Origin of the sequence: Paenibacillus ginsengarvi, assembly GCF_003626695.1 — a bacterium.
Lineage (GTDB): Bacteria > Bacillota > Bacilli > Paenibacillales > NBRC-103111 > Paenibacillus_AB > Paenibacillus_AB ginsengarvi.
Genome location: NZ_RBAH01000012.1, coordinates 150720 through 172146 on the forward strand (window position 1 = coordinate 150720; position 21427 = coordinate 172146).

At 47.8% G+C, this 21427-nt stretch carries 16 protein-coding genes and 1 pseudogene; 6 read left to right on the forward strand and 11 right to left on the reverse strand.

The window, feature by feature from the left end:
- Nucleotides 1–484: 484 nt before the first annotated feature.
- From D7M11_RS17740 to D7M11_RS36155, 6 genes and pseudogenes are all read left to right on the forward strand, one after another.
- On the forward strand, nucleotides 485–2968 hold the full coding sequence (locus D7M11_RS17740; RefSeq protein WP_120748574.1) for an O-antigen ligase family protein: 2484 nt from the start codon (nucleotides 485–487) through the stop codon (nucleotides 2966–2968).
- Nucleotides 2969–3111: 143 nt separating this feature from the next.
- A complete protein-coding gene (locus D7M11_RS17745; protein ID WP_158606683.1) occupies nucleotides 3112–5235 on the forward strand; it encodes an S-layer homology domain-containing protein in 2124 nt (707 codons plus the stop codon).
- A 237-nt stretch (nucleotides 5236–5472) separates the two neighbouring features.
- Nucleotides 5473–7122, forward strand: a complete 1650-nt coding sequence (locus tag D7M11_RS17750) for an S-layer homology domain-containing protein (protein ID WP_120748576.1) — start codon at nucleotides 5473–5475, stop codon at nucleotides 7120–7122.
- Nucleotides 7123–7274: 152 nt separating this feature from the next.
- Nucleotides 7275–8825, forward strand: coding sequence for an IS1182 family transposase (locus tag D7M11_RS17755; RefSeq protein ID WP_120748659.1), 1551 nt, complete (start codon nucleotides 7275–7277; stop codon nucleotides 8823–8825).
- 332 nt (nucleotides 8826–9157) lie between these two features.
- Nucleotides 9158–10385, forward strand: a pseudogene (locus D7M11_RS38265) (ISNCY family transposase); the annotation flags it as partial.
- A gap of 247 nt (nucleotides 10386–10632) precedes the next feature.
- Nucleotides 10633–11178, forward strand: a complete 546-nt coding sequence (locus D7M11_RS36155; RefSeq protein WP_147433452.1) for a hypothetical protein — start codon at nucleotides 10633–10635, stop codon at nucleotides 11176–11178.
- An 87-nt stretch (nucleotides 11179–11265) separates the two neighbouring features.
- Here D7M11_RS36155 and D7M11_RS17765 read toward each other — a convergent pair whose 3' ends face one another.
- From D7M11_RS17765 to D7M11_RS17815, 11 genes are all read right to left on the reverse strand, one after another.
- The gene (locus tag D7M11_RS17765; RefSeq protein WP_120748577.1) at nucleotides 11266–11709 is read right to left on the reverse strand and encodes a GyrI-like domain-containing protein; all 444 of its coding nucleotides are present in this window, start codon (nucleotides 11707–11709) and stop codon (nucleotides 11266–11268) included.
- A 479-nt stretch (nucleotides 11710–12188) separates the two neighbouring features.
- Nucleotides 12189–12521, reverse strand: a complete 333-nt coding sequence (locus D7M11_RS38105) for a phage distal tail protein (protein ID WP_120748578.1) — start codon at nucleotides 12519–12521, stop codon at nucleotides 12189–12191.
- A gap of 1191 nt (nucleotides 12522–13712) precedes the next feature.
- Nucleotides 13713–14012, reverse strand: a complete 300-nt coding sequence (locus D7M11_RS37125; protein ID WP_147433453.1) for a hypothetical protein — start codon at nucleotides 14010–14012, stop codon at nucleotides 13713–13715.
- Between the two features lie 648 nt (nucleotides 14013–14660).
- The gene (gene groL, locus D7M11_RS17780; RefSeq protein WP_120748580.1) at nucleotides 14661–16292 is read right to left on the reverse strand and encodes a chaperonin GroEL; all 1632 of its coding nucleotides are present in this window, start codon (nucleotides 16290–16292) and stop codon (nucleotides 14661–14663) included.
- A gap of 163 nt (nucleotides 16293–16455) precedes the next feature.
- Nucleotides 16456–16737, reverse strand: a complete 282-nt coding sequence (gene groES / locus D7M11_RS17785) for a co-chaperone GroES (RefSeq protein WP_120748581.1) — start codon at nucleotides 16735–16737, stop codon at nucleotides 16456–16458.
- A 380-nt stretch (nucleotides 16738–17117) separates the two neighbouring features.
- Nucleotides 17118–17885, reverse strand: a complete 768-nt coding sequence (gene tatC / locus D7M11_RS17790; protein WP_240041172.1) for a twin-arginine translocase subunit TatC — start codon at nucleotides 17883–17885, stop codon at nucleotides 17118–17120.
- Between the two features lie 125 nt (nucleotides 17886–18010).
- On the reverse strand, nucleotides 18011–18292 hold the full coding sequence (locus D7M11_RS17795) for a twin-arginine translocase TatA/TatE family subunit (protein ID WP_120748582.1): 282 nt from the start codon (nucleotides 18290–18292) through the stop codon (nucleotides 18011–18013).
- A 26-nt stretch (nucleotides 18293–18318) separates the two neighbouring features.
- Entirely contained in the window at nucleotides 18319–19341 is a 1023-nt protein-coding gene (locus D7M11_RS17800) for a molybdopterin-binding protein (RefSeq protein ID WP_120748583.1), read from the reverse strand.
- 3 nt (nucleotides 19342–19344) lie between these two features.
- On the reverse strand, nucleotides 19345–19833 hold the full coding sequence (locus tag D7M11_RS17805; protein WP_120748584.1) for a MogA/MoaB family molybdenum cofactor biosynthesis protein: 489 nt from the start codon (nucleotides 19831–19833) through the stop codon (nucleotides 19345–19347).
- Nucleotides 19834–19862: 29 nt separating this feature from the next.
- On the reverse strand, nucleotides 19863–20372 hold the full coding sequence (gene moaC / locus D7M11_RS17810; RefSeq protein ID WP_120748585.1) for a cyclic pyranopterin monophosphate synthase MoaC: 510 nt from the start codon (nucleotides 20370–20372) through the stop codon (nucleotides 19863–19865).
- Nucleotides 20373–20584: 212 nt separating this feature from the next.
- On the reverse strand, nucleotides 20585–21220 hold the full coding sequence (locus tag D7M11_RS17815) for a 5-formyltetrahydrofolate cyclo-ligase (RefSeq protein ID WP_120748586.1): 636 nt from the start codon (nucleotides 21218–21220) through the stop codon (nucleotides 20585–20587).
- Nucleotides 21221–21427 lie beyond the last annotated feature (207 nt).

Genomic DNA, 21427 nt, shown 5'->3' on the forward strand with positions numbered 1-21427 from the left:
ACTAAATAGTATCATATAATTATTTAAGGAAAATGACAAAGATTCTCCATCATCTTTAATAAATTTACATTACCAATCGAATCGTGTCAACTATTGTAAAAGACTGATAAATTAATCATACACATGAATTAGGGTCAAAACTATGAAGCCGATATCAATCTAACATAACTATAAGCATTACTGTGATACATGCAACTTGCAAGAATTTGTACACCATGTTTCTCTCGATTTTTTGAATTGAATTTCATTCTCACCTCGTCGGTGAGGAAGAGACCTCTTGATATTCCATCCATTCTTTCTATATATTTCCTAAATCTATTATTTACGGGTTCAGATATTTTTAACATAAAACTGTAATTGAAGGAGAAAAATGTGCTCGTGATTCGCTCTAACTCTATTACATCACACGCTTTCTTATTTTAATATTCTTTGATAAAATCAATGACATAAATAAAGGAGAAGAGAAACGAGGTTATTTGACAAAATGAGTCGACATGTATACGGCAAAAGTACTACTGCCAAAACGCGTCACGAGATAGCCGACACATCATCTATGCTCTATTGGCTTACATTATTCTTTGTAGTATTCTTTTTATTTTTCTCATCCTTCCAAACGGCCCTATTTAATGGTGAGTCCAATCAAGTCTACGCTGTAAACTCTTTCGAACGTCCGATCATTACCGCGGTCCTTTGGTGCTCTATCATCCTGCTTTTGGCTGCTGTATTTTTCATCAAACACTGGAGCCTGAACAATCACGCTGATTTATTGTCAGTGTTGGTCTGGTTCATTCCATTGGCTTATGTACTAGCTTCTTTCAACGCCGCATCATCGCATTTGTCAACAAAAATGATACTACTACAGGTCATGTACGCTACTTTTTTTGTTTTGGGGGTCTATTTAACGAAAAATAATCTCAGCAATACCATTATTATTAACTCCATTATGATTTGCGGATATGCCGTTGTTCTATACGGTATTCTAAATCTGCTCGGTAACGCTTATTCTCGAGATGGCGTTATGCTAACTGACCAAGGCTTGCGATTAACATCAGTATTTCAGTATGCAAATGCCTATGCCGCCTTTCTTATGGCACTATTGTTTGCTGGTATTTACCTATTAATTCATTCACGCACGTGGTATTCCATCATCCTCCATAGTGTAATGCTGGTACCAATTCTTTTGTCCTTTTTCCTGACGCTATCTCGCGGCGGTCTTGTCGTATTACCGATAATACTAGTTTTGGTTTTACCGTTTCTCCCGCTCAAAAAGCAGCTCCTGTTCATTCTTTATTTAATTATATCAACTTTGGCCTCTCTTACGATAACGGACCGGATGGACGCGCTCGGTAACGATATTGTTAAGAGGGTTTTGGCGACTCGAACTGTTGAAGATAAAGTAACACTTCTAGGCTTATCTGATCCGAAAGTCATGGATGGATTTATTACCTTCATTCTAGCAACTTTGGCGCTTGCGTTAGTTGTTACCCTTATTCAAAAGTTTGTGGCGCCCCGATTTCTTGATAAGTCGATATCGTGGTTATCTTTCAAATACTCTGCATTTCTATTACCTGTTATTGCTGTTGTTGTCGGATCCATCGGGGCTTACTTATTACTTAGCGATTCCCCGATTCGTAAAATGCTGCCCGATACGTTGGAGCAACGCATAGATAACATCAACTTTGAGCAACATAGTGTATTGGAAAGAACAACCTTCTACAAGGACTCTTTCAAACTAATCAAGGATTATCCTATTCTTGGTGTAGGCGGCGGTGGCTGGGCTGCTCTATACGAAAAATACCAGAACAACCCATATACAAGCCGGCAAACTCACAATTTCTTCCTACAGTTCTGGATCGAAGTCGGAACGCTTGGGATCATTATACTTGCTGCCTTCTTACTTTACATTTTCTATCAGTATGTACGTAGCTATATTAAAGGCGATGAGGCTTCACGAAAGGACAAATTCGTTTTTTACATTATTGCGCTCTCGCTGCTAATACACAGTACTATTGACTTTGAAATGAGCTATGGATTTATCGCGGCACTTGTGTATCTTTGTTTGGGGGGCATGGCTTCAGGAATATCTTCGAACCAATTGTCTATCGCCAAACACCCTTGGGCTGCAAAGGTAAAGTTAGGTTACCCCATTCTTCTTGGTATTATTGCTATAACTGCCTTTATTATGTCTGCCATTCAGTTCAGCGGAAATAATAAATATGCGTTATCGTTAAAGAACGCTGCAGCCCAAAAGCCATTGCAAGAAATTATGAACCCGCTCAATAAAGCTTTAGAACTGCAACCGCATCATCCTGATTATGTAGCAACCAAAGTCGGATTTCTGACTCAGTTGTATTCGCAAAACAAAGATGAAGCGATGTTCAACGAAGCTATCCAGTTGCTGCAGGAGACGAAACGCCACATAACCAACAATAAAATTTTGTTTGGTCAAGAACTTGATTTGTATTCGATGAAAAATGATCAAACGAAGATGCTTTCGCTGGTTCAAGAAGGGTTGCAACAGTTCCCCTGGGATAACGCCCTTTACGAGAGGTCCGCAACATTAAACCTGATGTTCTATGATCAATTGAGGGCAACGAATAAAGCTCAAGCGGAATCGTATAGCAACAAAGTAATTGAGACTTACAATACCGCTCTGCAAAAAGTTAAGCATCTTGAGACTTTGCCTAAAGGACAAATGCAAGGCGCTGCTTTCAATCTTACACCTAACATCATATCCTCAGCTGCGCAAATCTACATTGCTCACGGGGATAATCAAGCAGCAGAAACTATTTTGAAGAGTTCAATTGGCGGAAGCCTGGATGATGCTAATACGCAACTACTTGTAAGACTATATCTTGTTTCTATTATGAAACAAGGCCGATCAGATCAAGACTTGTACAACAAACTAATTGCCAAAAATGCCAATGAAAGGGCCCAAATCGACAATATGCTTAAAACCGCGCCATAAAGCGCGGTTTTTCATTTTTTTCATATAATAGATATTTCCAAAAGTTCCTCCATCCATTACAATAGATTAGCGAGGAGGTGAAACCATATCACATGGTTATTCAAAATTCAACAAATAATACTAGAGAAAGGAGGAAACTACATATGCTAAATAAATTAGCGGCTATGAAAAAAGTGTCCGCTCTGCTGGTTACAATGATGCTTCTGTCGATTCTTACGCCTGTACTGGCTGCGGCGGCAAATTTTGCCGGCGTTACCTATGACGGTAATAACGTTTCGGGCACCGTGTACTCAAAGACCTATGCTCAAGATGGGCTTCAGGTTCATGTGTATGGTCCTGATGATACCTTTTTGAAGATTGTAACTGCAACTTATGCAAGTTACAATCCTACAACGGAGGAGTACAAGTACACGCTCAACTCTGAGCCAGTATCAGATACGATTTTTTCTAAAATCAAGCTTAAAGAAAAGTCTGAAGATACTTCCGAGGAAGTCTCCAATGTAGACTATCAGCCTTATATCACGAGTCTGACCGTCGATAAACCTTCTTACACTGTAAAGGTTGACGAGAGTGTACAAGCTATTGTGTCAGCAATGTACTCGGAAGAAACCCAAGCTCGCGACGTTACGAATTTAGCTAGCTACACACCTGTTGATTCGTCGATAGTCACTGTAGTTAACGGATTGATTACCGGTGTTGCTGTTGGTACTACAGATGTCACTGTAGGCCTCGGGACATTCTCTAAAACAGTGAGTGTTGTTGTTACGGCAAACGATAACGGCGGCCCAGTAGAGCCGCAAAAACCGTATGCTACAGCAATCAGCGTCGACAGCCAGTCCTATTCCTTGCGGGTTAACGAAACCCACAACACGGTTGTCAAAGCTACATACTCGGACAACACTACTCCGGATGTAACGAAATTTGCTACGTATGCTTCCAAAGATGCGTCGGTAGCAACTGTTAACAGCCAAGGTGTTGTGACTGCGCTCCGCGCGGGTACTTCCGTCATCTCGGTAACCTATGCAACGTACACTAAAGACGTTAATGTCCAAGTAATCAGCTCCACTTCCAACGGCGGTGGTGGCGGCGGCGGTGGCGGCAACTCCACCAATTCCGACGGTTCGATCAACGTAACGAACGGTCAAGTGGACGCTACGACGCTTAAAAACGCTTTTGCTAGCAAATCGGATGTTACTCTGGTTGTAAAAGGCGAAACGGTTACGATTCCTGGATCTGCTCTTGTAGACGCAGCGAAAAAATCCGATTCGAAGCTTACGATCAAAGGTGACTACGGCACTTATGTACTTCCATTGTCGCTCTTGAATCTGGATGCACTGGCGAAAGAGCTTGGCGTTGCTGTGAGCGATCTGAAGATCACGGTTAACATCAAGAAGCTTTCCGGCGATGCGGCCAAACCGGTATCGGATGCTGTAAAAGCTCTTGGCGGCAAAGCTTTGGCTGACGCTGTTGACTTCAGCATCACGGTTGAAGGCAAAGACGGCAAGAAAGTAAACATCTCTTCCTTCAGCGATTATGTGAAACGTTCGATTCCGCTTACTTCGACACCTGGTACTAATGCGACAGGCGTTCTGTATGACCCGGTTACAGGTACGTTCAGCTTTGTTCCTGCAACTTTCTCTAACAACGAAGCTACGTTCTTCCGTACGGGCAACAGCGTGTACACGGTAATCGAAACTAGCAAAACGTTCAGCGACATCGCTGGTCACTGGGCTAAGAAAGACATCGAGCTGCTTGCAAGCAAGCTGATCGTAAACGGCGTTACGGATACGACATTTGAGGCCGATCGTAACATTACCCGTGCCGAATTCGCTGCACTGGTTGTTCGTGCCTTGGGCTTGTCCCCTGTTGCATCCGCTGCTAAATTCAGCGACGTGAAATCCGCTGATTGGTATGCAGGCGTTGTAGGCGCTGCTGCACAAGCAGGTATCGTAAACGGCTACGAAGACGGTTCGTTCCATCCGAACGCTCAAATCACTCGTGAAGAGCTGGCAGCTATGGTTGTCCGCGCATACGAGTTTGCAGACGGCAAAATCGCTATCGATCAAGCTGCAATTACAAAAGCTTTGTCGAACTACAGCGATTCGAACAAAATCGTTTGGGGTCAAAAAGAAGTTGCTGTCGCCTTGACTACCGGTCTTGTGAACGGTATGACGGATACGACTCTCGGCACTTCCAGCGAAGCTACTCGCGCTCAAGCTGTTACGATGCTGACTCGTTTGCTCGCGAAAGCCAAGTTCGTAGACTAATGTTCCTGAATAGGACCTCGCTATTCCCTCGCGGAATATGCGAGGTTTTTTTCATTTCTGTCATTAGCTCTATTTTCCATATGCTTTCGTATGCGCTTTTTAATATAGGACCGTATCTATTTCAAAAAAACTTTTAATGGAAATTTGCTCCCAACCCCCTCATACTCTTCCAACTCTCTCGAACTTATATATTTAGGGAAATGGAAGAGGCCAATTTAGAAAAGGAGGTGACCTGGTATGAATGAGCCAAGCCTACTCCCGAGTCAATCAAAGAGAGAAAGAGTGGAAAGGAGCGGGAATCTGTTGATCTCCAAAACGCTGTTTAAAAAAGCGTCCAGTTCTTTAGTTGTCCTTATGCTTTTATCTATGCTCGTTCCGGTGCTCGCTTCTGCTGCCATGATATTTAATGGCACGTTCAACTCCGGCGGTACTGTGACCGGACAAGTTTATTTTGACGGCGATGTCGGCGATGCGGTGTACGGTGAACAATCTGTCGATCTTGCGGTCTACAGCAAAAACGGGCAATTTATTCAAAATATTACGGTGACTTTCGATACGTACCAAGGCGGTAAATCGTATTATAATATCAATACGGATATTCCATCCGTATATGACGCCGTTTATTTCGGGTATGCAGACGGAAGCGTTACAGAGAATGTATATCGTAAACCCGCACCTCCGACTGGTTGCACGTTCTGCGGTGGTGGAGGCGGCGGAGGTGGTGGTTCCTCCATCAGTGGGGACACCGTTGAGTCGTCGAACGGCACTGTCAATGCAAACGACCTGAAAAATGCTTTGGAGAAATACACGACTGTCACGATTAAAGTGAGCGGCGATCATGTAGCCATTCCGGTATCCGCTTTGCTGAATGCCAAAGAAGGATCGATTCTGAAGGTCGTAACCGAGCAAGGTGCTTATCTCCTTCCTCTGGATGCGTTCGACTTCGAGGCTTTGGCCAAATCGGTGGAATCTACGGTTAACGATCTGCTTCTGAATGTCGATATTAAGAAGCTTAGCGGAGCAGACGCTACTGCAGTGGAAAATGCTATCTCCGCACTTGGAGCCAAATCGATTGCTGATGCTGTCGACTTCGGCCTGTCGGTTGAAGGTAAAGTTAACGGCAAGAAAGCTTCTATTGATTCTTTCGATCGTTATGTGAAACGTCTCATTCCTTTGACATCCAAAGCGGAAGGTTCCGCTACGGTAGTCCTGTACAACCCGGATAGCAAAACGCTCAGCTTCGTTCCTAACTCCATCACCGAAACCGAAGCCGAGTTCTGGCGTACCGGTAACAGTATCTATACTGTGATTGGGTTCAGCAAAACGTTCAATGACATCAAGTCGCATTGGGGACAAGCGTATATTGAGCAACTCGCCGGCAAACTCATCATTGACGGCATGACCGATACGACGTTCGAACCTGATCGTAATATCACTCGTGCCGAGTTTGCAGCATTGGTTGTACGCTCGCTGGGCCTCAGCACCATTACGGATAAAGCCTACTTCGGTGACGTATCTTCGGATAGCTGGTATGCGGGCGTCATTAACGCAGCAGCAAAAGCTGGTCTTGTAGACGGTTATGAAGACGGTACGTTCCGTCCTAACACCCAGATTACTCGAGAAGAGCTGGCTGCTATGATTGTCAGAGCATACAAGTATGCTGGCGGAGAAATCTCGCTTGGGGCATCTGAACAGACCGAGATCCTAACCAAATGGTTTGACGCTAACCGCATCGTTTGGGGTCAAAAAGAAGTAGCCCAAGCGATCAAAGCCGGGCTCATGGACGGTATGACTAACACGACTCTGGAAACCTACGGACAAGCTACCCGTTCACAAACGGCTGCTATGCTGCAACGTTTCTTGACTGGCGTGAAATTTATCAACTAAGTGAGCTTTTGGTTTTATCACATAAAGAGGGTGTCCCAAAAGCCATAAAAAAGGCTGAGGGAGACCCTCCTTTCAATGTGTACAACAAAAAGAAACCGATCCTTGGTAAAATGGAAGTGCGACCAACCATTACCGAAAAGGAGCCGGTTTCTTTGTACATTCAATATAGCATGGATCAACTCTACCTGCCAATGGATTTAGAAGAGGGCATTCCCGCAAATCACCTCGTTCGCGTGGTAAACGCCGCCGTCAATCGTCTCGATGACGCTATCTTCGACGCGGCTTACCCCGGAGGTGGACGAGACAGCTACCACCCCAAGATGCTCACTAAAGTCATCCTTTACGCCTACACACAGCGGATCTACTCCTCTCGTCAGATTGCCAAAGCCGTCCGCGAAAACATCATGTTCATGTGGATTGCGGGCAGGCAACGACCGGACTTCCGAACCATCAACCGGTTTCGCTCGGATCGAATGAAAACAGCTCTGGAGACCGTATTTACCGCGGTTCTTCAATTTCTGGCTGAGGAGAATTACGTGCAGCTTGAGCATTACTTTGTGGACGGCACCAAGATCGAAGCCAATGCCAACCGGTATACGTTTGTTTGGGGAAAGGCTGTCGTGAAGCAGAAGGCTAAGCTTCAGGAGAAAGTCCAGACCTTGTTTGCCGCCATCGAGGAAGCCGAGAAGCAAGAAGAGGGAACGCACGGCGGCCAGGATCTTCTCGAGCTGGGCGAGTCCTCGAACATCACCGGCGAAAAACTAGAGCATGCCGTCAAGCAATTGGAAGAGCGCCTGCAAGAGAAACTCGAAGACAAACCACTAAAGAAGGCAGTGCGTACGCTCCGCAAGGATTTGCTTCCTCGCCTTCAGAAGTACGAGACTCATGAAGCGATTCTAGGCAGGAGAAACAGCTACAGCAAAACGGACCATGACGCCACATTTATGCGAATGAAGGAAGACCACATGCGAAATGGCCAGCTCAAGCCAGGCTTCAATGTGCAGATCGGCACCGAAAATCAATTCATTATCGGCTACAGTTTGCATCAGCGGCCGACCGATACGCGCTGCCTCATTCCTCATCTTGAAAAGGTAAAATCGCAGTTAGGGAAGCTACCGGGCACGGTCATCGCCGACGCAGGCTATGGTGGCGAAGAAAATTATGACGATCTGGAGCAGAACGAAGTCCAAGCCATCGTCAAATACAGTACGTATCATCGCGAAAAAAGCAAGGCGTGGCAAAAAGATATCAGCAAGATCGACAATTGGACCTATAACAGGGAACAAGATACGTGGACATGCGCGGCAGGACAAACACTCTCTTTCAGCCGAGTGAGCAAAGAGAAAACGGAAAGTGAGTACGAAATCGAATACCGACATTACCGAAGTGCCAGTTGTGAGAGCTGTACGCTGAAACCACAGTGTACGAAAGCCCAAGGTGATCGCGAGATCAAAGTGAGCATGAAGTATTGGCGGCTAAAGAACCAAGCCAGGCAAAAGCTTCGTAGCGAAGAAGGCTATGCCCTGGCCGTAAGGCGAATGATCGAACCGGAGCCTGTGTTCGGTGATGTGAAGAACAACCGAGGCTTTAAAAGGTTCCTGCTTCGAGGCTTACCGAAAGTAAGTCTGGAGGTCGGGTGGCTTTCCCTTGCCCACAATATGGCTCAAGAAAGCCGCCGTGGACGCCAAAAACGAAGGAGCTAAGCGAGAACAGATCGCTTAACTCCTTTGTTTTTTCCAAAGGCTGTCACATTCGGTTTGCTAAGGGTGTTCCAAAGTTACCTTTTGGGACGGCCTCGTTTTCGTATTATGTAAAATAGAAGCACAAAAATCGTCTTTTCTTGTAAAATGGAAGTTATCACACACCCATTCCAGAAAGGACGTTTTTTTGCGTAATCTGACGACTACTCCGAACAGTATAACATACAACTGACACTCCCTCTAGGGGAGGTAGAAGAAAAATGTTGTTCTTCTGTGATAATGTAGTACCATAACAATTCTGAGATAATGTCACTATGGGACAGGAGATACTTACATTGAGCAGAGAAGAACTGAAGAGGATTCTCGTCGTGGAGAGAATCCTGGATAGACATATGACGAACAGCAAGGGAGCTATGACGCTAGGGATTTCCGTGAAGCAACTCATCCGGCTAAAGAACAAATATCAAGCAGAAGGGGAACAGGGTATTGCTCACAAAAATCGAGGAAGGAAGCCCATTCACAAAGTAAGTGATGCCATCAAAGATCGAGCAGCAACGTTATACACAACGAAGTATTACGGCAGTAACAGTTGTCACTTCGCAGAACTGCTCAAGGAGCACGAGGACATCCAATTAAGTAGTTCCAGCGTGAGACTGCTCTTACTTGCCAAAGGGCTCAAACAAGCGAAGCAAAGGCGTCGAATGAAAGGCCCATCAACCGCGTCAGCGCCGATCCCAGGCAGGCATGCTGTGGCAGATTGACGCTCCCCTTATGCGTGGCCGGAGGATCGAGCCCCTGCATTTACCTTGCATGCCGCGATCGATGATGCCACAGGCCTCGTAGTTGGGGCGGTATTTCGACCTACCGAATGCCGTGAGGACTACTCCGCAGGGTATTCACCAATACGGGATTCCCCTTGGTCTTTACAGCGATCGACATACGATTTTCCGTTCACCGAACGAGAAACTTACTGTTGAACAAGAACTCGCTGGCGAAACGAAGCCTCTTTCGAACTTTGGAAAAGCGATGGCTGAACTCGGCATTGAACACATTAAAGCGGTCACCCCACAAGCCAAGGGCCGTGTCGAGCGACTCTGGGTGACCCTCCAGGACCGGTTGGTCATTGAGTTTCGGCTACTCGGCATCACGACGCTCGAGGCCGCTAACGCAGCCTTGCCTCAGCTCATACAGAAACATAATGCACAATTTGCAGTCGACCCAAGGTCGAACGATACCGCCTACATGACGCTGAAGGATGACACGAACCTGGAACATATTTTTACCATTCGAGAGTACCGAACACTGGGGACAGGCCATACGTTGTCTTATGGCGGCATCACGTACACCTTTGTTGCACCCCACACCTCTCAGCGTTTCGACGCTAAAACAACCGTTGAAGTCCGTGAGACTCTCACAGGGAGTCTTTTCGTCTGGCATCATGGCCAAGCTTTTCCTCTCAAGAAAACAGAACGGCCAGCGCGCAAGCAAAAACAAGGCAAAGAGGCGAGTCCCGCGTCGCCACGCAAACCCGCCAACGATCATCTGTGGAAAACCACGTATGATAATGTCATCAGCATATTTTTAATGCGGCATTTATGTATATAAAAGTATCTTTAACCACCTTCCGTTACCTTTTCGTTACCCCAAAAAGGACTTCATTTCAACGAAGTTCTTTCGATTGTTTCATTATATGCCTGAATTGAGATTAGAGATCAGCCATCCTCTTTCACCTATCAACCGCTAGCTCACGGGCCCGTTCCTCAGATCGTTGAGACCGCCGGCTGATCCAAACTACATCGGGGAGCCAGTTTTGCTGGTAGAGGCTGTACATGATCCAGAGTATTTTACCGCTGTGTATCCTCCAGCATCAGGCTCCCTCCTCGGCTCTGCGATAAGCTCCAGCGAATCCTCTCTGGCCGCGAAAGCCTTGCAGGCATTTGTCGTTCGTACGATCCGTGCGCCTGAGTTGGTCCTAAATGATTCTGATTTCAGCGTTCAAGTTCATCACTCAAATAAGAACATTCGCTCCTGTTTTAATGCAAACATATGGTCAAATACAAATAGAAATAGGACGATTTCATATATGGATATAAAGCTGATCGAAGAAAAAACATCTCCTGAACTTATCCAAGCGATCCAAGAAGAGTTGCTCGAAGGCGAACGAAAAGACAAAATTGAAATTGTGGAGTATTATACAATCTACTGTGTTGTACGTGTTTTGACCAGCATACATTACGGTGGTTTTACATATCGCTCACTACGTATTCGGAACTGGCGAATACACCAGACAATCCGACAGAATACGCCTACTGTATACTATTGGCGCAACGATGCAAAACATGCTAGAGTGGGCTGAGCGATAATAAAAATAACCACCGTCTGTCCATAGTGGCTGGATGGGCGATTACATGTATTATGTCCTAATATTTGTCGAATTTCCCGCCTATGAAGTCGGTATATAAATTTCTGTAATACCTTGAGACTGAAGGCCGTTTATTAAAATCTCAAACCTCGGTTTATTAAAAGATAGATTGTATTTGGATTTAATGGGGTCCTTGCTTATTTGCTCCAAAAAGCTATTTTTGTACTTTTCTTCAAACCTACAAACCGCGTATTTGTCTGCTGGAATTATATAACTGATCATCCCTACGGGAATTGAAGCAGATTTCGTAACTTCGTAAGCAGCAACTAAACCAAGAGTGCTTGTAATTAAGTATTGATTTTGGTTCTTCTTATTTTCAATCTCATTTCCCCTTATTTCTAGCTCCTTGAAAAGTATACTTTTATCCCGAAGAATTCCTACTTTTAAACCAATAACTAGTATAGCTTCTTTTTTCTCAAAGTGTATCTGCATGTAATCTTCAATGTGTACATCCACTTGGTGCACTCGTCTCTACCCCCTAAAGCTATCGTTAGTATAATTATGGCAGACGTAGATGACCCTTAAATGAACTAAATCTTAAAATTATCTTAATATACTATACAGCTACTACGGCCAGACGGGGTATTATGCTTTACTTGTCAGCTCTATTTACAATAATCAAATTATTTGCGACGTCCAACTCAAACCGCATCTATACCCCGGATGATGCTTTTTTGACAAATTATATTCGTCAAGCAACCTCTTCTCATAAGCTCTTTGAAGTGATAGCGCCAGCGTTTCCCGTCTACACGACCGCATAGGAGCCATATACGCCCGCCGGACAGTAAGATTTTCGTGACGTTCCCCGCTTGCAAACGTTTCTCCAGGTCGCCTATTACGTTGTTGGCATTATCGTTTACCCTCACAGTAAGATCATGCTCAGTATCTAGCCGATCCAGACAATGGCTCCATAGCAATCATTTTGTGCAATTTTTGGCTAGGCATCACGTAGTTTCATGTCCCCATGTAAGTTTTCCAGGTTCTCCATTACCACTTCGCCTCCCTAATACAAATTTCGGTTTAAAAACAAATGAAATAGTACAATCCAAATCCGTTCCGTCGATCGTAACCGTATTTAAGCTCGGAAGCATATTGATAAAATCTCCTGTCATTTCCGGCATAGCATTGGTCCCATTAAGCTTGACCGTCATTCGCTCGCAATCTTTCGCAAGTGTTTGATTGTAGATTATTGTTGTATACCCGAATGCCTTCCCATTCGCCGATATACTCAGGATAGTCAAGCTGCCCGAAATGATGATTTCAGGTTCCGTGATCAACCCCCTAGTTGTTCACTTCAAAAGAACCAGGACCTATTATTTTTATAATCCATTTGTCATCCAACCGAATTGGTAGAGTCCAAAATGATATCCAAATCCAAGATTATCGCATCAGTCGCTATGAGGGATCGAGGGAACGGGTCAAAAGCCACTAAGGGATATTGAACTGCCCCAGTCCGATAATACGTTCGATGTCGAGATTCCCAACATATCGAACCAAGTAATACCGATCAGTCTCAAATCAAAAATAAGTTGAAGGGTTCGCACTTTCCCTACCCGTCTATAAAGATGCAAGGGATTCGACAGCTAACTGAAGGCTTAAAGCATCTCTATTGATCATGGTGCAATCAAGATTAAGCTACCTCGAACTAACATTGGCTCCGAAATCTCACGCGCCATTTCTTCCATGTATGGCGAGTGTTCGATCTACCGTAAGCGGAAGGATAGGCTGACGAGAGGTACTTAGTATGATCATTCCGAGTTCCTTAGCAGTTTTTCCAACGAGTGTGAACTCGCCGTTAATAATCTCATCGCCGTTTGTTACATATTAAAACGATTCCTGCGCTATCCGTTTAATGTCAGAATCGTTTCGGGCCCATGAAAACGGCACCCGAAAACAGGCCGTCCAAATAGTACACGGCACTGGTAGCCGCCGCTCCGGCCGTACTCCCCTGAACGTCAGTAGCCGCGGCCGCCATCTCGGAAACCTGCTGTTTGACATCGGTTATACTGTTGCCGAGTCCTTTCGTAAATCCCTTTCTTCGCCTGTATACTCGCCAAGATGCATCAGCACGTGAGGCGGGGAATGAATGTCAAGGGCAAAACGGAGTCCGCTGGTAACTTTGTCCGTGACGCCAACCATATTCTTGATTTAGGCCCTTAATAATGTTTTCGCCCAGATCTATCATGTTCTGAGGAAGATTCACGATCCAGTGAATCGCCTGATTAATTCCCTTTGTAATTTCGGTCCAGATCTGAACGTGACTGACCTGAGCGCGTTCCAGGCAGTCGAGAAATAGCCCTTGATGACGTCTAGCGATCCGCGAACATCTTCTTGATGCCTCCCCATATTCGGGTAAGAGCGTCTTTTCAGGTTGTCCCATATCTGGATTCCGTCAGTCTTGTGCTTTCTGAAATCGCCCTTCATTAGATCGATGCTAAGCAGCAACGCTCCGCTAAATATATTCTTAATTAGCTTCCAGACGCCAACGGAAAAATCCTTAATGCCATCCCATATCTGATTGAATCCATCCTTTGTGTTGTTAAACAGCTCGATTGCCATATCTTGATCCGTTGCCAGAGCGCCAACAGCCCTTCTTTAATATCTTCCCAGTGTTTCACTATCATGGGTGGCACTCCAAAAAATGGACCGAGAAGCGGAATGAGCTTATCGCCCCACTGCGCGAAGAATGCCTTTACCACCTCCCAAACGGCTGATAATCCGGCTTTGATCTCGTCACAATGCTTCACGATCAGTCGGCTGATCCCCATGATCTACTTCAAAAAAATGAAAACGAAAACCACAACGAGAGACCAGTATCAAAAAACTCTAAACGTTAGAAGGCAAACAGTAAGAAAAAAGGAGTCGGCTATTCAGACAATACGCTCGTCGTGTACACAGCACTGATGAGCTATATTCAAAAAGGCCGTTGAATTGGGTATCATTCGCTCCGACCCGACGCAATGCCTACGTGCCAAAAGTGCAAAAACTATTGATGAATTGGAGACCAAAAGAAAGAGATGAAATATATGGAGCAGGAGCAAGAAGATTTTCGCACGTGGAGATCGATACTATAACAAAGGTTATACTGTGCCAAACATAGAACGCTACCCCGGATACCCACGTACTATAAAACAAACCAGCTTATAGTGGCCAGAATGCTTAAGCTATCGGGATTAAATCCTAAATTGACACCACATTCGCTTCGGCACACTCACTTGCCGAAGCTGGCGTAGAATTGCCACAAGGACGATTGATCTAACAAAACAAATTTACTTACACGTTACAAAAGTAAAAAGAAAGAAACCTCCCAAAAGTTCGATGAACTAATGAGAGGCTTATAAAAAAACAAAACCAATGTTACCCTGCGGTTACCATAAAGCCGTAGATGCTTGGCGCAAAAGGCTCTACGAGCCTTATCACATCATGCCACCCATACCGCCCATGCCGCCCATATCCGGCATTGCAGGAGCTTTGTCTTTTTCCGGTTTGTCGGCGATGACTGCCTCGGTAGTGAGGAACATAGCCGCAACGGATGCTGCGTTTTGCAGAGCTGAACGAGTAACCTTAGTCGGGTCGACGATACCAGCTTGGAACATGTTAACCCATTCGCCGGTTGCTGCGTTGTAGCCGATACCTGCAGCTTCTTTTTTGATGCGGTCTACGATAACGGAGCCTTCTTGGCCGGCGTTCGTAGAGATGATGCGGATCGGCTCTTCCAGAGCGCGCAGAACGATGTTTACACCCGTTTGCTCGTCGCCGGAAGTAGAGATAGCCGATACGGCGTTATATACGTTCACGAGAGCCGTACCGCCGCCGGAAACGATACCTTCTTCCACAGCTGCACGCGTGGAGTTCAGGGCGTCTTCGATGCGCAGTTTGCGCTCTTTCAGTTCGGTTTCGGTTGCTGCGCCGACTTTGATTACGGCTACGCCGCCGGACAGCTTGGCGAGACGCTCTTGGAGCTTCTCTTTGTCGAAGTCGGAAGTCGTTTCTTCGAGCTGCGCTCGGATTTGAGCAATGCGAGTGCCGATGTCTTTTTTGTCGCCTGCACCGTCAACGACGATGGTGTTTTCTTTGGATACGCGAATTTGACGAGCTGTACCGAGCGCATCAACCGTAGTCGATTTCAGGTCGAGGCCGAGCTCTTCGGTGATCACTTGACCGCCTGTGAGAGCCGCGATGTCGCCCAGCATAGCTTTGCGGCGGTCGCCGAAGCCAGGAGCTTTAACTGCTACGCAAGTAAACGTGCCGCGCAGTTTGTTCACTACGAGCGTAGCGAGCGCTTCGCCGTCTACGTCTTCTGCGATGATGAGCAGTTGGCGTCCGGATTGAACAACCTTCTCGAGTACCGGCAAAATTTCTTGGATGCTGGAAATTTTCTTGTCGGTGATCAGGATGAACGGGTTGTCGAGTACGGCTTCCATTTTGTCCGTATCGTTAACCATGTAAGCGGACAGGTAGCCGCGGTCGAATTGCATACCTTCTACGACTTCCAGCTCCGTTACGAAGCCTTTGGACTCTTCTACTGTAACGACGCCGTCATTCCCTACTTTTTCCATAGCTTCGGCAATCAGTTGGCCGAGCTCTTCGTCAGCAGCGGAGATAGCGGCAACTTGCGCGATCGATTGTTTGCCTTCGATCGGCTTGGAGATCTTTTGCAGCTCTTCTACAGCGGCTCTAACGGCTTTCTCGATGCCTTTGCGGATAACCATCGGGTTAGCGCCTGCGGTAACGTTTTTCAGGCCTTCGCGGATCATCGCTTGAGCCAGAACGGTAGCAGTAGTCGTACCGTCGCCTGCTACGTCGTTCGTTTTCGTTGCTACTTCTTTAACGAGCTGAGCGCCCATGTTTTCGAACGCGTCTTCGAGTTCGATTTCTTTGGCGATCGTTACGCCGTCATTCGTGATGAGCGGGCTGCCGAATTTTTTCTCCAGCACGACGTTGCGGCCTTTCGGTCCGAGCGTCACTTTTACAGCATTAGCCAAAGCGTCGACACCGCGGAGCATCGCCCGGCGGGCGTCTTCACTGAATTTGATTTCCTTAGCCATGTATCGGATACCTCCCGAATTGTTGTGTGGTAAAGATCAGGTCCTGCCAAAAGTTGCTTAAGTATAGGTTATCGGATGTACGGAAACGTTAAGAAAAACCTTCTAACGTTAAATCACGATTAAACACCCGCGTCACAGCGGAAGTTTACCGAGAAAGGTTTTCTTACGAAAGTACAGCCAGGATGTCGCTTTCGCGCAAGATGAGCAGTTCTTTGCCCTCGAATTTCACTTCGGTACCGGCATATTTGGAGAACAGAACGCGGTCGCCTTCTTTCACTTCGAGCGCAATGCGTTGTCCGTCTTTCACGTGGCCGCTGCCAACAGCAACGATTTTGCCTTCTTGCGGCTTTTCTTTTGCCGAATCCGGCAATACGATACCACTAGCTGTAGTCTCCTCCTTGGCAATAGGTTCAAGAACTACGCGATCACCGAGCGGTTTAATCATGAGAAAACTGCCTCCTTCGATTAAAGTGATTGGGTTGAGGGTGTTAGCACTCGATAGTGGTTAGTGCTAATAACAATATTTATATTAATCATTTCGCCGCCGCATTGCAAGTATTTTTGGGTCATTTCATAAAATTTTAACGGCATCCTCTTTTTCCACACCCTGGGTATTGTATCCTCAGCGGAATCTTCCTATTCGCGGCCTATTCAAGCCTTACTTCTTACGCCTTCTTTCGACAAAAAACGGACTGCGTTTCTTAGAAACGCAGTCCTCCTACTACCCGGGCGGCATTGCCGGAAATCTCGCATGAATCCGGCGATCGGCATCGTTATTAAGGCTCGCGTTTCGTAAATCGGTTGTTGCTTCTTTCCTCTTGAATCTTAGGCCTCTTCAGTCTGAGACATCCACTGTTTGTCCATCTCCAGCTGCTTCTTATAAATGCGGGCCGACAGCATGATGCTAACCTCGTACAGCAAAATCATCGGAATGGCGACCAAAATGTCGGAAATAAAATCCGGCGGCGTGACGACCGTTGCGATGACGACCAGCACCAGATAAGCGTAACGACGCAGCTTCTGAAGCCGGGACGGGTTTAAAATCCGCAGCTTGGTCAAAAACATAACGACAACCGGAAGCTCGAACAGAAGAGCCATAGGAAGGAGAATGTTGAACATAAACGAAAAGTATTGCGCCGCTCCGTAAGTTTCGGTCAAACTAAGGCTCTGAGTTACGTTCGACGTAAAGTAAAAAGCCATCGGAAAAATGACGAAGTAGGCGAACGATAGCCCGAGCAAAAACAGCAGAACCGCTCCCGGGATGTAGCGCAGCGTCGCTTTCTTCTCATGATCCAGCAGCCCCGGCCTCACGAACAGCCAAAGTTGCGTAAGGGTGAACGGAAGCGTAACTACAAGACCGATCGCAAACGAAAACTGCATGTACAGCCGGATCGCATCCCACGGAGAAAACGTATTCAATGTAATAATGCTCGAAGCAGGCTCGGAATGCATCAAATATACGATGATGGGCTTGGCCGCGAAAAAGCCGCCGATCATCGCCACTACGAGAACGGCGACTATCCATATAAGCCGTTTGCGGAGCTCGGTCAAGTGCTCTACCAAAGATGCCGTATTGTCTTGCACCAACTTCACCAACCTTACCGTTCATATCATCGATAGCGGTATCGATACTCGTTAGCTGGCCTCAAGGAAACAAACCGAAGCCCTCCGCCCGTTCCGTTAAAGCAGCGGGCCGCAGTATGCAAGTCCGGGGCCGCTCATTCGGGCAAACGCTTGTTGTCGGCGCTTTGTACGCCCTGCGCCGAGGCTGCCGCTTGAACGACAGGCTGCTCCTGTTTTGCCTGCTCCAGCTTGGCGGCTGACTCCGCTCTCACTTCTTTGCGATCGGAATCGTCCTCCATGATTTCCTTGGCTCCGTTCTTGAACTCGCGCAGCGTGCGTCCGAAGGCACGGCCCAGTTCGGGGAGCTTGCTCGGACCGAACAACAGAAGCGCCACCAAAATGATCAAAATAAAACCGGTTGGGCCAATGTTAGGCATGACACATTCCTCCTAAATAAAGTTCTTTACCCTCTGTCCGCAAACAGTCCGCCGTAGCCGAGACGGGTGATCGCCTGGCGCTCGATCCGCTCGCCCGCGCATATACGCGGCAGGAGGACGTCGAAAACAGTAAATTTGTCGTGCATGATACTGCCGGGCAATCCAACGACCGGAATGTCTCCCAAATAAGCTACGAGCAGCATGGACCCGGGCAGCATCGGCGTCCCGTGGCTGACGATGTCGGCACCGGCCTGCTTGATGGCGCCGGGCGTCCGGTCGTCGGGATCGACGGACATACCGCCGCTTACCAAAATCAGATCGACCTTTTGCTCCGCGAAATAGCGGATCTCCTTCATAATGTCCGGAATGCCGTCCGAAGTGATCCGCTGTTCGAAAACGGCGGAGCCGTATGCTTCCAGCTTTGACCGGACAACGGGGCCGAACTTGTCCTGAACTAGTCCATTATACACCTCGCTTCCGGTCGTGATGAGCCCTGCCCGCAATGTTCGAAAAGGTTTCACGGATATGGGCCCTTCTCCCATATGAGCATCGCGCCAGCGCCGGGCGGCCCTCCCGGCCGCCTCCACTTTTTCCTTGGCAACAAGCAGCGGGATGACTCTCGTGCCGGCTATGGACTGTCCCTCGGAAACGACGGTGTGGCTGGGCAGCGTAGCCATCGCAAGCTGCTCGATATCGTTTATCTCGTCGATCAGCGCTTGATCGACTACGGCAAGCCCGTGAATATCCGACTTCAGCATCACTTTGCCTTCGCTCGGGCCGACCAGCCGAATATGGGATCCGCGTACGGCTTCGGCCATGCAAACAGCCGCGTCGTCTTCGTGCAAATCGTCGTCGCCGAGCTCGAGCACGTAAATATGCTCTTTTCCGATCCGCCTCAGCTCCGGGATGTCCTCCTCGCGAATCAGATGCCCTTTGCGAAACGCCCTTCCTTTAAACTCCCCGGGAACGATCCGGGTCAGGTCGTGAGCGAGCGGCAGTCCGACCGCCTGCTCGATCTTCACTTCCCTGAGCACGCTTCTGCTCCCCATCGGTTACGGCTCACCCCCTTTGCCTCTGATCATGGTCAAAGCGATGGGCAGCTGATCCATCACGGCGGCCAAACATTCATGAACGCCCTTCGGATCGCCCGGCAGGTTCAGCAGCAGCGTACGATCGCGTATACCGGAAACGCCGCGCGTCATCATGCCGAGCCCGGTCTTCTGCATAAGCGCGGCTCTCATCGCTTCGGCGAACCCTGGCGCCAGACGGTCCACCACCTCGAGCGTCGCTTCTGGCGTTACATCTCTAAGCCCCATGCCGATTCCGCCAGTCGTCAGGATAAGGTCGGCTTTGTAATAATCGGTCATCTCGATGAGCGCGGCTATAATCTCATCTTTTTCGTCCGGAACGATCCGGTATTCGATAATTTCCCCCTGCAGCTCTTCTTCAACAAGTTCGCGAATCACCTGGCTGCTCGTATCTTCCCGTTCGCCGCGAGAACCTTGGTCGCTTGCCGTCAATAGGCCAACTTTCCAGCGCATTCAGCGTTTCCCTCCCCTGCTGCGAAGCTCTATCGCTCTTGTATGCCGCTTGGGGCCCCCGTGAACGTATAGTCTCCGCTTTTGCCTCCCGTCTTCGCCAGAAGCACGGTCGGTCCGATGATGATCTCTTTCTCAAGCGCCTTGCACATGTCGTATACGGTCAGAGCCGCAGCCGACACGGCCGTGAGTGCTTCCATCTCGACGCCGGTTAGTCCTTTCGTCTTGACGGTCCCTTCTATATATAGCTCGTTCGATCCGTTGTCGGAAAAACGGATGTCGATGCCGGTCAGCGGAAGCGGGTGGCACATCGGAATCCAGTCCGACGTTTTTTTGGCGGCCATAATGCCGGCCACTTGCGCCACGGCGAGCACATCGCCTTTACCCGCCGTTCCTTGTCTGATCGCCGCAAGCGTCGAAGGGCGCATCGTGACGGTCGTGCGCGCGGTCGCCGAACGGCTCGATTCCGGCTTGCCGGAGACGTCCACCATACGGGCCCGGCCCTCGCTGTTAAAATGGGTAAGCCCGGATGAATCCGTCATGATGCCCCCCTCTCTTCTGTTTTGCAAGGTGCGTTTGATGGTAATGTATAGCTAATATGAATTAGCAGATACCGTAGATGCACCTGCATTTCCTGCGACCCGCCTGGAAGGATATGGGGCGGTAATGGGCAGATACTGCCGCGCGAGTTATGTTCTGAACACATTCGACGTATGTGGGGCTATGTCCTTTTTTTGAAACAATAAGAAATCGTTTAAATTCGCGCGTCTTTATTACCGGTTGTCACGAGCCATTTGTGCTTCTCCGTCACAACAGCGTCTACGCGGAAATCGTGATCGTCCATTGGAACGGCAGCGACCCGTTGCACATCAAAAGCGACCGCCAGCTTGTAGGGCTCCTTACCCGCGTTTTCCCTGCATCTGCGAATAAAAGCGTCGTAATAACCTCCGCCGTACCCAAGACGTCCGCCCTCGCCGTCGAAAGCGAGTCCCGGCACCAGCATGACGTCGATAGCAGATAAGTCGGACACGATCGGCGCGGACATCTCGGGCTCGCGAATGCCCCATTTGCCGGTTACGAGTTCATCCAGGCCGCCGATCAAATGAAGCGACATCAGCTTCCGGTCGGCGATGACTTTCGGCACGGCGACGCGTCCTCCCCGCTGCCAGCACCACTGCATAATAGGTGTGACGTCCAGTTCGGTCCGGAACGGCACGTAGCTAAACAGTGTAAACGTATCGTTTCCTAAGGCTGGGAATAACGTATCCAGATAACGTATCGCTTCATAGCACGCCTGGGCCGAATATAAGGCCCTATCTTCGACGGAGAGCGCGGCTCTTGCCGCTTCCGCTTGCTTACGGAGCTCGGTTTTGAGCGCTTTAGCGGTCATGTCGTTACCTTCTTTCTAGCTGCTGTTCGACCTTTATAGGAGCTTTAACGGAAGCTCCTTTGCTCCCAGTTTATCATACAACCGCCGGGAAGAAAAAAGAAGCATACGGGACTTTTGGGGCGATCTACAGATTTTCTGGCAGCCCTTCTGCCGGAACTCAGGTAAATCTTAGGTTCAGTCAAACTGTCGTTAAAATAACCCCACAAA